Origin of the sequence: Flavobacterium soyae (assembly GCF_045348165.1) — a bacterium.
Classification (GTDB): domain Bacteria; phylum Bacteroidota; class Bacteroidia; order Flavobacteriales; family Flavobacteriaceae; genus Flavobacterium; species Flavobacterium soyae.
Window position 1 is genome coordinate 3,546,179 of sequence record NZ_CP150845.1, and the last position, 13,789, is coordinate 3,559,967.

The 13,789-nt window shown below is 34.2% G+C and carries 8 protein-coding genes; 7 read left to right on the forward strand and 1 reads right to left on the reverse strand.

Annotated features, from left to right (window positions below; all coding sequences use genetic code 11):
* Positions 1-258 precede the first annotated feature (258 nt).
* The 7 genes from AABD74_RS15160 to AABD74_RS15190 all read left to right on the forward strand — a co-directional run bounded on the left by AABD74_RS15160 (position 259) and on the right by AABD74_RS15190 (position 12,791).
* Positions 259-3,288, forward strand: coding sequence for a SusC/RagA family TonB-linked outer membrane protein (locus tag AABD74_RS15160; RefSeq protein ID WP_406843413.1), 3,030 nt, complete (start codon positions 259-261; stop codon positions 3,286-3,288).
* A 94-nt stretch (positions 3,289-3,382) separates the two neighbouring features.
* Positions 3,383-4,963 (forward strand): RagB/SusD family nutrient uptake outer membrane protein, encoded by a 1,581-nt coding sequence (locus tag AABD74_RS15165; RefSeq protein ID WP_406843414.1) that lies wholly within the window; start codon positions 3,383-3,385, stop codon positions 4,961-4,963.
* Positions 4,964-5,237: 274 nt separating this feature from the next.
* Positions 5,238-6,971, forward strand: coding sequence for an alpha-L-fucosidase (locus tag AABD74_RS15170; protein WP_406843415.1), 1,734 nt, complete (start codon positions 5,238-5,240; stop codon positions 6,969-6,971).
* A 285-nt stretch (positions 6,972-7,256) separates the two neighbouring features.
* Positions 7,257-7,469 (forward strand): glycoside hydrolase family 97 C-terminal domain-containing protein, encoded by a 213-nt coding sequence (locus AABD74_RS15175; protein ID WP_406845642.1) that lies wholly within the window; start codon positions 7,257-7,259, stop codon positions 7,467-7,469.
* Positions 7,470-7,549: 80 nt separating this feature from the next.
* Positions 7,550-10,174 (forward strand): glycoside hydrolase family 31 protein, encoded by a 2,625-nt coding sequence (locus tag AABD74_RS15180; protein WP_406843416.1) that lies wholly within the window; start codon positions 7,550-7,552, stop codon positions 10,172-10,174.
* 390 nt (positions 10,175-10,564) lie between these two features.
* The gene (locus AABD74_RS15185; RefSeq protein ID WP_406843417.1) at positions 10,565-11,710 is read left to right on the forward strand and encodes an LLM class flavin-dependent oxidoreductase; all 1,146 of its coding nucleotides are present in this window, start codon (positions 10,565-10,567) and stop codon (positions 11,708-11,710) included.
* A 241-nt stretch (positions 11,711-11,951) separates the two neighbouring features.
* The gene (locus AABD74_RS15190; protein ID WP_406843418.1) at positions 11,952-12,791 is read left to right on the forward strand and encodes an MBL fold metallo-hydrolase; all 840 of its coding nucleotides are present in this window, start codon (positions 11,952-11,954) and stop codon (positions 12,789-12,791) included.
* A 224-nt stretch (positions 12,792-13,015) separates the two neighbouring features.
* On the opposite strand, the gene AABD74_RS15195 is transcribed toward AABD74_RS15190, so the two are convergent.
* The gene (locus AABD74_RS15195) at positions 13,016-13,780 is read right to left on the reverse strand and encodes an MBL fold metallo-hydrolase (protein WP_406843419.1); all 765 of its coding nucleotides are present in this window, start codon (positions 13,778-13,780) and stop codon (positions 13,016-13,018) included.
* Between the last annotated feature and the right edge of the window lie 9 nt (positions 13,781-13,789).

A 13,789-nucleotide genomic window follows, 5' to 3' on the forward strand; every position in this document is an offset into this window, starting at 1 on the left:
TTTACATTTGTTTTATTGTATTAATGCAAATTAAAGTAATAAAATATTAATAATTAAATTTTAATCTAAAATTATTACAGTATACTTATTTTATTTAATGTTAATGAATTTTTAAAATTAATTGTTAGTTTGCTTTTTTAGATGTAATCACTGTTGTTTAAATAAAATAAAACGAAAATCTATAATATACTCCTTAATGTAAAATATTTCCTTAACCATTTTTAGAACGCTTTTTAACCTTAAAAAACCAAACCAATTATGACCAGAATTTTAAAAAAAAAAACAATATTTTATATGATATTGTTTATCGGGCTTTTTGCCAATGCTCAGGATTTTCCTGTAAAAGGACATGTTACTTCATCTATTGATGGACAAATAATTCCAGGAGTAAATATTGTTGTTGACGGTACAAAAAAATCTACTACAACAGATTTTGATGGTAATTTTACTATCAATGTGTCGAAAAATGATGGATTGACTTTTACATTTTTGGGGTTCATTACTCAAAAAGTGATTGTCTCGAACCAAACCGTTTTTAATATTTCTTTAAAAGGAGAATTAAGTCAACTACAAGAAGTTGTTGTTGTGGGTTATGGTAACCAAAAGAAGGTAAATTTAACAGGATCTGTTAGTTCAATTTCAGCAAAGCTAATAGATGATCGTCCTATTACTCAAGCATCCCAAGCCTTGGCAGGTTTAGCAAGCGGTGTAACAGTACAACAAGGTTCAGGACGCCCTGGTAATGACGGCGCTACAGTTCGTTTGCGTGGAATAGGTACTTTTTCTGGAGCAGGAAATGATCCTTTAGTTTTAATTGATGGTCTTGCTAGTTCGCTAAATGATGTTGATCCAAATAATATTAAAAGTATTTCTATATTAAAAGATGCAGCATCTGCTTCTATTTATGGTACTCGTGCAGCGAATGGTGTAATTCTTATTGAAACTAAAAGAGGTAGAAAAGGACAATTAACAGTGGGTTATAATAGTTATGTTGGATTTCAAAAAGTGACTGCTCTTCCAGACTTTGTTGATTCTGCTACCTATGCTGCCTTGCGTAATGAAGCAAACGCAAATATGAATAGCGGCCCTTCTTATACAAGTGCTGAAATAGAATTATTTAGAAATCAATCCAATCCAGATAATTATCCGAATGTTCCGCATTTAAAAAATCTTTTGAAATCGGGGTCGGGTCTGCAAATGAGTCATAATTTTAGTTTCACCGGCGGTGATGAAAAGAACTCATTCCTTCTTTCTTTAGGAATACTTGATCAAGATGGAATAGTAGCTGAAAATAGTTATAAAAGATATAATTTTCAATTGAATTTTGATAGCCAAATAAAAAGAAATTTAAAGCTTAAGACCAATTTAAGTGGGTATGCAGCAAATACGGATGAACCTCGTCATTTCAATGGGGATATGACTAACATGATTAATTTTGCAGTGCGAGAAGGCCCTATTTTTGCAGGAAAAAAATCAGATGGTACCTATGGATATCAAGATAATTACAGTCCAGAAGCTTGGTTAGACAGTGAGTCTTTTACTAATAGAAAGAATAAATTATTTTTAGGAGGAACTGAATTAGCTTGGGATTTCATGAAAAACTTTACATTGAGTGGAAAAGTGGGTTATCGTTATACCAATTATCGTGATAAAGAATTTGTTTCGGATTTTAGATTTGATGCCAATAAATATTTAGGGCCTAATAGTCTTAGAGTAAGCTCCGGTTTTGATAATACCATTACATTGCAATCTCTTTTGAAATATGCCGTAGATATTAATAAAAATAGTATCAGTGTTTTAGCAGGTTTTTCTCAAGAAGAGTATCATTTTGAATACGTTACTGGTTCTCGAGATAATTTTCCGAATAATCTTTTGTATGAGCTTAATGCGGGTTCACCAAGCAATATGCAATCCTCGGGTTCAGCTAACGAATGGGGGTTAAGATCTTATTTTGGAAGAATTAACTACTCATTTAATGATCGTTATTTACTTGAAATAAATGGTAGATACGATGGAACATCAAGATTTCCAACAGATGGAAGATGGGGCTTCTTCCCATCGGTATCAGTAGGATGGAAAGTATCTAAAGAAAACTTCTTAAAAGATGTGAAATGGATGGAAAATTTGAAATTTAGAGCATCATGGGGGCAACTTGGAAATCAAAACATAGGGAATTATCCATATCAAAATGTTCTTAGTTTGGGTCAGAATTATACTTTTGGAGGAAGTCTTGTTTCCGGAGCTAGATTGACAACACTTTCTAATGCTGATATTAGCTGGGAAACTACTACGGTTACAGATATTGGATTGGATGTCGATTTATTTAAAGGAAAATTAACTATGGTTTTAGATTACTTTGACAAAATCACGTCAGACATTTTGTATCAGACAAGTGTTTCGGGAGTACTAGGTCTTAATCCATCAACTGTAAATGCAGGAGAAGTGAGAAATTCAGGTTTTGAAGTTTTACTAAATTATCAAGATAAAATTGGAAATCTTAATTTTAGTCTATCACCTAATTTTACTTATACCAATAATAGAATTACCAAATTGTCTAATGGTTTAAATCAAGATATAAATGCAGGTCTATTTGTAGGTCATTCTGTAAATTCAACTTATGGTTATGTAGCGGATGGGTTGTTTGTAAATCAAAATGAAATAACTAATTATCCTACGCAGCCTTATGCAGCAGAGCCAGGGTTTGTGAAATATAAAGATATTAGTGGTCCTAATGGAGTTCCAGATGGAAAAGTAGATGCAACTTATGATCGTAAAGTTATTGGTAGTTATTTTCCAAAATATTCTTTTGGAGCTAATTTGCAAATAGATTATAAAGGTTTTGATTTCTCACTTATTTTACAAGGATTAGCCGGATTTAGTAGACAAATTGGTTCTTATCAAGCGTATGCATTTTACAATGGTGGACAAGTTCAACAATGGCAAGCCGATAATAGATGGACTACAGAAAATCCAGACCCTAATGCTAAATACATAAAACTAACAAGTCTTAATCAAGGCAGTGGAACAATTAGTCCATCTACATTTTGGGATAGAAACGCTAGCTTTTTAAGAATTAAAGATATTCAAATAGGATATAATTTTCCGAAGGATTTATTGAATGTATTAAAAATTCAGAAATTAAGATTATATGTAACAGGTCAAAACTTACACACATTTAATAGTTTTTATAAAGGATGGGATCCGGAAATGAGTCAGTCAACAGGAGATAATAGCCCTTTCTACCCTATTACAAGTGTATATGCTTTAGGAATAAACTTAAACTTTTAGAAATACTAATCTGTTAAAAAAATATAAAATTATGATCACTAATATTAAACAATACAGAAAAATTAGAAACTTGGCTTTAAGGTTTTGCCTACTTGTGCTTGTTATTTCTAACAATGCTTGTTCCGATGATTTCTTCGAAAAAAATCCGCTTGATGCGGTTTCTGATGCTACTTTTTGGAAATCAGAATCCGATGCAAAATTAGCTTTGGTAGGTTGTTACAATAATGGAGGCGCATGGAGTGGAGAAGATTTTTGGACTCCCAGAGGAATTATATATCTTGATTTTATGGCAGGTCTTGGATCTGAAAAAGAATTAATTCCAGATCGTTTTACAAATGGGACATTAGATCCATCCTATTGGGCTGTAGAAGCATATTGGGATAACTCTTATAGAAAAATTGTAACTTGTAATAATTTCCTCTCTCATATTGACGACATTGTAATGGATTCAAAAACAAAGGCAATGATGAAAAGTGAGATTAGAACGATAAGAGCTTATCAATATTTTAATTTAGCTTTTTTCTTTTCAGATGTACCATTCTTTACTAAGGTTTTAACTATTGACGAAGCTAATAGTATTGCGCGTACTCCAAAAATAGATATTATGAATTTTGTTGAAACTGAATTATCGGAAAGTTATGTGAATTTGCCATCAACCCGTCCAACTACTGAAGATGGACGTATTACTTCTGGTGCTGCTTTAGCAATTTTAGGACGTGTACAAATGGCTAATAAAAAATGGGATGCAGCTGCAGTTACCTATAAAAAAATAATAGATAGTCAGACTTACACTTTAAACCCTAGTTATAAAACAATGTTTAATGTTCAAAATGAGATAAATAAAGAATTTATTCTTACGTCTCAATACAAAGAAGATGTATATGCACATGTTCTTCCTCAGTATCTCTATCCAGAAGCGTTTGGAGGTTGGCATCAATTTTCTCCTTATAACGAATTAGTTAAGCAGTTTCAATGTACAGATGGTTTAAGTATAGAAGACTCTCCTTTATATGATTCTTCAAATCCGTATAATAATAGAGATCCTAGGTTAGATTATACAATTATGATTTCGGATAGAACCGTTTTTCAAGGTAAAACATTTGTAAGTAGGCCTGATAGTAATTCTCCAGATAGAATTACCAGATACAACTGGAGTGGCTATTCTATTAATAAATTTATAGATCCTTCATATACCGGTAATCTAATGAATTATGGTGGAAATTGGAGTATTATTCGTTACGCAGAAGTGTTGTTGAGTTATTTAGAATCAAAATTAGAAGCTGGAGAAACTATAAATCAAGTATTGTTAGATGAGACAATTAACAAAATTAGATCAAGAGCAGATGTAAACATGCCTGCAGTAACAACTACTAATATAGTTGAATTAAGAAATAAAATTAGAACGGAGCGTGAAGTAGAGTTTGCTTTTGAAGGACTTCATTATTATGATATTTTGAGATGGGGAATTGCTGCCGAAAAATTGAATCGTCAATTTACAGGTATGAAATTAACAAATGACCCTGCTAATTATACTGCCTTTGATGTTGATAAAGATGGATATTTGATATACCAAAAAAGAAATTTTGTTAAAGGAACTAATGAATTATGGCCAATTCCTCAAGCGGAAAGAAATGTTAATACAAAATTGACTCAAAACACGGGATATCCTAATTAAATGTTTTCATTTCCTGTTTTTTAAACAGGAAATGATTTTTTTTATGACGACGAAATTAAAAGTAATAACTAATTATATATGAAAAGAAGAAGTGCTTTAAAATTAGAGATGTCAGCATTAGCAGGATTTTATTTATCTCCTTATTAGGACAAATCAATATTCTTAATGCTTTTATTAAATAATTTAAGTTGCTAGTTTAGAATGTTCATATATAAAATTTATGAAGCAATGCGCTGCAAAAAAGCTTCAGATAACAAATAATAGAAATAAAAAAATGAGAACAAAAATTTTATTCACGCTTTTATCCCTACTTCAGTTTAGTGTTTATGCTCAGGATAAAAATCCTATGCCAGCTATACCTGCTTCATTACCTATAAATAGTGTGAAAATGGGAGATTTGGAAACATTTTCTGAGGTAAAATTAGAACTACCTATTGCAAAAGGACCTTTTGAGCCAACATGGGAATCAATTGAGAAAAATTACCCTGGTGAGCCCGCATGGCTTCGTGAGGCAAAGTTTGGTATATGGGTTCATTTTGGACCACAAGCTGCGGGAGAAAGCGGTGATTGGTATGCACGTAATCTTTATAAGACAGATAAAAAGGCTTATGAAAATCATGTGAAAAGATATGGACATCCTTCGGAAGTTGGATACAAAGAAGTTTTGCGTGATTGGAACCCTACAAAGCTTGATCCGGAGAAACTTACAAAAATTTATCAGGATGCAGGTGCTCGTTTTTTAATGATTCAAGGAGTGCATCATGATAATTACGATTTATGGAATTCTAAATACCAACCTTGGAATTCAGTAAATATTGGTCCTAAAAGAGATTTGATTGGCGAATGGGCAAAAGCCTGTAAAGCAAACGGAATGCGATACGGAGTAACTTTCCATCACGAGTACACATGGTGGTGGTGGCAAACAGCATTTGGAAGCGATAAAGAAGGCCCTAAAAAAGGAATTCCTTATGATGGTCATCTTACGCTTGCTGATGGTAAAGGGAAATGGTGGGAAGGATACGATCCAAAAATGCTTTATGGTATCGATTTAAGAGAATACAAAGGAGTAGAAGAAAAAGCACATACTGAATGGTCACCACCACCAGCAGGAATATTTAGTAATCATTTAGGATATGCTAAATGGTATGCAACAAATTGGGCTTTAAGAATGATGGATGTTGTAAAAAATTACGATCCTGATTTTATTTATACTGATGGCACTGTTCAGGGACCATTTACAGGAGATGGAACAGGAACAGGTTTAAAAGCGAATGCGATGCAAAGTGTTATAGCTGATTTTTACAATCGAAGTTTAGAGAGTCGAGGTGAGGTAAATACTTTTAGCATTGTTAAGTTTCGCCATAATACTAATGGTACAGTAAATACCGAGGAGTTTGGTATTCCTTCAGAAATTAAAAAAGACCAGCCCTGGATTGCTGAAGCTCCGGTAGGAGATTGGTTTTATGCTCCAGACTTTACTTATGATTCAGGTATGATGATCCGTTATATAATTGAAGCTATAGCACGTGATGGAAATGCTGCAATATGTATTTCTTTATTGCCTGACGGTTCAATTAATGAAGAAAGTCAAAAAATGTTAAAAGAAGTAGGAAATTGGATGCGACTCAATGGAGAAGGAGTATATGGAAGCCATGCTTGGGTAATTCCAGCCGAAGGAGAAACGGTTAATGGTAAGTTGAAAATGCTTCCTGGAGGAAAATTGGGTCGTAGTCAAGCTGAATTTAAGTTTGATGCTCAGGATATCCGATTTACAGTTGGAAAAAACAATAAACTGTATGCCTTTTGTATGAATGTACCAGCTCCGAATACTCAAATAAAAATTAAGTCTCTTGGTACAGATGCAAAGCATTATGGTAAGAAAGTCAAAAAGGTTAAGTTGTTAGGTTACAAAGGAAAGTTAAAATGGAAAGATACAACTGATGGCTTATTGATAATTTGCCCTAAGAATATGCCATTTGCTACAGCTATTACTTTTGAAATCGAGTAAAATTTCTTATAATGATAAAGGTAACTGCAATTAATTGTTAGAGCCTGTTTAAAAATGTAAAATAAAAACCAGTAACTTTTACAAATTCGCAACATCCTCACATTACTTCATTTGCTCATGAATTGGCATTATCTGTAGTTTTTGAATCCGGTTTTCAGCATTTTGTCGACAGACCAGAAGGGTATAAAAGTTTGCCTCTGGAACCCAAAGAATTTCTAAAAAAATGTTCCTGTAAGCTGGAACAATACAAAACTTCTGGAGGGTTATCCTGGAGAAAAAATTATTATCGCTCGAAAAAAAGGAAATCAATGGTATCTGGGCGGACTTAATGGCAAGGACAAATTACAAACATTAAAAATAAACTTTGATTTTCTTGGCAAAGGAAATTTTAAATTAAAGCTTATTAAAGACGGGGAAAATGATAAGTCATTTGCTGTCAAAGTTATAAAAGTAAAAAAAGAAGATGTTTTGAATGTGGAATGTCTTCCAAGAGGATGATTTGTAGCTGTTATAGAAAAATAAATTTAAATAAATTTTAGACAGAAAGAAAGCTCTTTGTCCTTATATAAATGAAAAAAATGAAGCAAATAACAATTCTATTGGCCTTACTTATTCCAACGTTTTGTATTGGACAAGTGGTTAAGAGCTATAAAAAACATAACAATAAAATAGTTATAACTCTCGATAAAGGAGAACTGTATTTAAGTCCTTTAACCGAAAATACTGTAAGAGTTCAGTATGGTTTGGAGATGAAAAGTCAAATTCCTGAATTAGTTTTTACGTCAAAAGTTAAGGTACCTGATTTTAAGATTTCTGAGTCCAACTCCCTAATTGAAATTGCCACATCAAAAATGACTGTTGTAGTTGATAAAAAGAGTGGAGCATTGTCCTATCGCAATCATGAGGGCAAGGTGTTTCTTAGCGAAAAACCAGATAGTCGGATTTTGAAACAAAGTTCAATACAAGGAGAACCATGTTATGTTGTTGAACAAGGTTTTAGTTCTTTACCTGATGAATATCTGTTTGGTACAGGTCAGTTTCAGGACGGATATTTGAATATAAAGGGATTGCCCAGAAGGCTAAGCCAAGTGAATACACAAATCGCTATTCCATTTGTTATGTCAAGCAAAGGGTATGGTTTGTTATGGCATAATTATGGACTTACCGATTTTAATCCAGTTGATTCCATTGTAAATTTAAAGCCTGTAGGTACAAGTGGGGAAGCTATTACTGTCGATGTTACAACTACTAACGGAACACAAAAGGAAACTCGTCAAGATGGTGTTTTTACCGGAAATTTTACTGTAAAAGATAATAGTGAATATGCTATCTTGTTAGATGTTGGTCAAAAAATGGCCAGAAAATGGCAATTGACAATTGATGGTAAAGAGATTCTTAATTTTAAAAACCATTGGCTGCCACCAATAACCAGTACATTGGTCAAACTAACTTCAGGAAAACACGAGATTATGGTTACAGGAGAAAAAAATGATCTTCCTGTAGTATATTATCGTAAAGTTATAAATGAAACAGTTTTTAGATCTCCTGTTGCTGATAGGCTGGATTATGTTGTTTTTGTCGGGAATTCAGATGAGGTTATTTCAAGCTATCGTAATCTCACTGGACAGGCTCCGCTTATGCCTATATGGTCATTAGGTTATATTCATTGCCGGGAGCGTTTTACGACTCAAGATGATTTACTTGAAAATGCCAGAGCATTCAGAGAGAAAAAAATACCAATGGATCTAATTGTTCAGGATTGGCAATATTGGGGGAAATACGGTTGGAATTCGATGAAATTTGATGAAGAAATGTATCCAAATCCGTCTGCAATGGTAAAGGAATTACATGAAATGAATATGCGACTGATGCTTTCCGTTTGGTCCAAAATAGATAAAGAAAGTGTACTTGGTAAAGAATTTGATAAGAAAAATTATTATATCCCAAATACCCAATGGATTGATTTTTTTAATCCTGATGCAGCAAATTATTATTGGAAGAGTTTTAGTGAAAAGCTCTTAAAACCTTATGATATTGATGCCTGGTGGCAGGATGCTACTGAACCGGAAAATGATGATTTAGTAAATAGAAAAATAAATAATGGAACAATTCCCGGAGAGCAAATGCGAAATGTTTATCCGATGTACGTGACGAAAACTGTCTATGAGGGCTCTCGTAAGGATGCTCCGGACAAAAGAGTTTTTATTCTTACAAGAAGCGGATTTTCCGGACAACAGCGTTACGCAACAGCAGTTTGGAGCGGAGATATAGGCAACGACTGGGAAACCCTACGTCGACAACTAACAGCTGGATTAAATTATTCGATAACCGGATTACCCTGGTGGACTTTTGATGCAGGAGGTTTTTTCCGTCCCGGAGAAAGTCAATACACAGATACTAAATTTCACGAACGTTTTTTAAGATGGTTTCAGTTTGCTACATTCTGTCCTTTACAAAGAGTACATGGATATCAAACGAATACTGAATTCTGGAGATATGGTGAAAAACTAGAAGGCGAATCTTTAAAATATTTAAACTTTCGTTATCGTCTGCTTCCCTATATTTATTCCCAAGCAGCAGACATAACCTTTAAAAACGGAACCTTGATGCGTCCACTGATAATGGATTTTGCAAATGACACAAAAGCACTGGAGCAAAATTATCAGTATATGTTTGGGACATCTTTTCTTGTTTCTCCGGTTATTTCAGAAGGAGTGGAAAATTGGGACGTTTATTTGCCTAAAAGCGAATCAGGATGGTTTAATTTTTGGACAGGGAAACATTATGATGGAGGACAAATGGTAAAAACAGCTGCATCTCTTTCAACTATTCCTTTATATGTGAAATCGGGTTCTATCATTCCAATGGCTGAAAAAATGCAGTACACAAACGAAAAGCCAGCAGACACCCTTGAAATTAGAGTATATAAAGGCGCCAATGGCAAGTTTGAGCTTTATGAGGATGAAGGAATAAATTACAACTATGAGAAAGGAGCATTTTCTATAATACCTTTTGAATGGAATGAACAAAAACAAACCCTTATAATTGGTAAACGAAAAGGGGGGATTTTTAATGGATTAATTGAAAATCGCGTGTTTAATATCGTGTGGGTTGACGAATCAAATGGTATTGGTATCGAAAATAGGAGACTGGGGGTTTCAGTAAAATACAATGGAAACCGTATAGGAATTCTAAGAAAATAAAAACGAAGAATAAGAAATAAAACATTATAATGGATGGTTATGGAAGTTCTTTCTCTTCTAAGTGTTACAGAATTCTGAGCTATGCACAAAGTAGCATATGGACAGTAAACCCAAAAGAATTAAAAAGCTATTAGTTTATTCTAAGTTGTATTTATAGGGCTACAAGTATTTCATATTTGGGATAATTTTCTCAAGGTCCTTTTTGACGGATATTGCTGAGTATATTTAATTCTACGAATTATCTCTATTATTTTTGCAGAGGCGGTAACAAACTCTATAGTAATTAGGTGTGGTTCTGATTATCAAAATGGTAGTGTTTAAATAGTTTTTGGTATCATATTCTCTTTTATACTGTGATAATTTTGTAAAATATTATAAAATTAGTAAGTCATGAGAAATAAAGATAGTAACAAAGATCGCTTTCGTAATAAGCCGGCTTATTTTCATTCTCTTATAAAACAAGGAGACGCTCCGGTACCTTTGTCAATTTTGGATGTGGCTACAACAGGAAAAAGATATTCGGCTGCGCAGGCCCTTAACAACAGTATTGAACTGGCAAGATTTGCGGACCAACGTGGATTCGCTCGTTACTGGGTAGCTGAACATCATAGTATGCCCGCTGTTTCTACTTCGTCACCGGCAATGTTGCTTTCTAGACTTATAGGCGAAACTAAACAGATACGACTGGGATCTGGTGGAATGATGTTATCAAATTTCCCTCCCTTGGTAGTTGCCGAACAGTTCGGTATGCTTCAAGCTATGGCTCCGGGACGTATTGATCTGGGAATAGGTCGTGCACCAGGTACCAATGGGCCCACTGCATCAGCACTCCGTCGCGATAGTATTGGAGCTGAAGATTTTCCTGATCAGTTGACGGAATTATTACATTTTCTAGAAGATGATTTTCCGGTAGGACACCCGTTTAAGGATGGGGTTTTCGCCGTTCCGGGACCCAGGCAAGATCGTGAAAACGGCATACCGCGATCTTTTGAAAGCCCATCGGTATGGTTGTTAGGGTCTTCGGGATATTCTGCACAATTGGCAGGAAAACTTGGATTACCCTTTGCCTTTGCCGCACAGTTGGCTCCGGAAAATATGTTATTTGCATTTGAACTTTACAAAAAGAATTTTAAACCGTCAAAGGTCCTCGATCGCCCATATACTATTGCCTGTTTCTCTGTATTTGCAGCAGACAATGAAGAAGAAGCAAAAATCCAAACACATTCTTTTTCACATAGTATGTTACGCATGATGAGTGGAAAATCCTATGTTATTCCATGTCCGGAAGAATTGAAAACTTACTTCTATAGTGACTCGGAAAGGCATGTATTGGAAAGTTGGAATCAAAAAATGATATATGGAACTGCAGACCAAGTAGTAAGCAGGTTGAATGAATTTCAAAAGATTTCAGGAGCAAATGAACTTATGATAGCCAATCTGGGGTATTCTCCAGAAGGTATATTGCATTCAGCAAAATTGATAGCAGATGCATACAATATGCCCAACATGAAATTGAAAGATATTGAAAATTGTTAATATGATTCTACTAGGAAAAAATAAAACCTATGGAGTGAATTTTTCATTTCATCATTTTAAATACATTAAAAATAGAGCGATTAATAAAATTTTGATTAATATCTGCTTATCAGAATGGTATTAAATTGTAAGTATTTGACATCTTAAAAACAATTTTCTATCCCGACCTTTGCAAGGTTCTCTTTGCTTGAAAAGGCTCATTAAAGGGCGTGAGAGATCAATAAAATAAAACAGAATATTTATGAAAAAAGTAATTTTAGTATTGGGGTTTATGCTGTCAACTGTCTTCTTGTTTGGGCAAGTCAGTTCAGGCGCAAAACCGACTATCCAATTAATCAGAAATGCAACATTACTTATAGAGTATGGCGGAAAAAAAATCTTGGTTGATCCAATGTTATCCCCAAAAGGAGCGATTGACTCTTGGGCTGGAATTCAGAGAAATCCAACGATTGAATTAAAAATGCCAGTAGAAGATATTGTTAAGGATGTTGATTTGGTTATTGTGACACATACACATGAGGACCATTTTGACAAGATTGCGAGTAAAACCCTTGATAAATCCATAGAATTAATAATTCAGCCCGCAGATAAGGACTTTTTTAAAAAGGAAGGTTTTAGCAATGCAGTCGTTATTGATGACAACAAACTATGGAATGGTATAAACATAACCCGAATAGATGGAAAGCATGGAACTGGAGAGGTATTAAAGATGATGGGTAAGACGTCCGGGTTTATATTAAAGGCAAACAATCTACCGACAGTGTATATTGTTGGAGATGCAATCTGGACCGATGATATTAAAAAGACCATCAAAAAGTTTAAGCCTGACTACATTATCGTTAATTCTGGAGGAGCTCTTATTAAAGGTTTTGAAAATATTCCAATCATAATGAATGAAGAGCAGACAATGTCTTTAATTAAGGAGAGTGGTAAAGCAAAAGTCATAGCAGTACATATGGATGCATTAGATCATTGCCGTACAACCCGGAACTCTTTAAGCAAGAAAGCCGCCGAATTCAATATTGAGACAGACAAATTGATAATTCCTCAGGATGGAGAAGTAGTCACACTTTCCTTTTAAATTTTCTCATTGCTTATAACGGTTATTGGTAAATAGAAATACGAAGAGATGGAAGTATTTATTTGGTTCAGGAAAATTTAGCATGATACTGTCAAGCTCCATCTTGTCATCATAAAATCACCCGTTATTTCATAAGAACAACGGGTTGATTTTTGTGAATTAGCCAAAACTTAATCCTAATAGTTTTAAAAAAATCAGCTGAAATATTGTGTACATTTTAAGTATTAAAATTCATACTGTTCTCCATCATCTGGTACCAGTATTTTTTCCAAAATATTTTCTTCAGTAAGAAACTGTTTTAGTTCTTTTCTTGAAAGGGTATTGTGATTTACTCCCTCCATATGGCTTACAACAATCGTTGCGTTGGGGGCAGCTTTGCGTACTTTCTTTACATCTTCTTTACCCATGATCAGCGGTCCGCTTCCAATAAATTGGTTATCACCTCCGTTTAACACAATAATATCAGGATTGTGCTTTTCAAGCTCTTGCTGTACACCTTCATACCATACCGAGTCAGTAACTAAATACAATGTTTTTTCTTCGGGATGCTTCATGACAAATCCATGCACATTTCCCGCTAATTTTAATGTTTCTCCAAATCCGTGCTGCGCTTGAGTTTGAAATAATTCTATACCGTCAAAATCAGTCCCATCGGTCAATGCTTCAACGTTAGTGAAGCCAGCAGATTCCACTTCCTTTTTATCATTCTCATCCTGTACATAAATTTTTATATCTTTTGGCAAAATCTTTTTTGCTGCATCGTCATAATGATCGTAATGTAGATGGCTTAAAAAAACAGCATCTAAACCATTAATAAGATCATTTACAGATACGGGGAGCTCTACCAGAGGATTAGAACGTTCATCTCCACTCGCTGGATGAGGAAAAGCAGGCAATGTACCCTTTTCAGAAAGCATGGGATCAATTAAAAATTTTTTGCCACCATAATTCACGACCATTGTTGCGTTTCTAATTTGTTGTAGTTTCATAACTATTAT

Bases quoted from the DNA above. Each gene is read 5' to 3' on its own strand.
- AABD74_RS15160 (WP_406843413.1), top strand. From the start codon at position 259: ATGACCAGAATTTTAAAAAAAAAAACAATATTTTATATGATATTGTTT.
- AABD74_RS15170 (WP_406843415.1), top strand. From the start codon at position 5,238: ATGAGAACAAAAATTTTATTCACGCTTTTATCCCTACTTCAGTTTAGT.
- AABD74_RS15180 (WP_406843416.1), top strand. From the start codon at position 7,550: ATGAAGCAAATAACAATTCTATTGGCCTTACTTATTCCAACGTTTTGT.
- AABD74_RS15185 (WP_406843417.1), top strand. From the start codon at position 10,565: ATGAGAAATAAAGATAGTAACAAAGATCGCTTTCGTAATAAGCCGGCT.
- AABD74_RS15190 (WP_406843418.1), top strand. From the start codon at position 11,952: ATGAAAAAAGTAATTTTAGTATTGGGGTTTATGCTGTCAACTGTCTTC.
- AABD74_RS15195 (WP_406843419.1), bottom strand. From the start codon at position 13,780: ATGAAACTACAACAAATTAGAAACGCAACAATGGTCGTGAATTATGGT.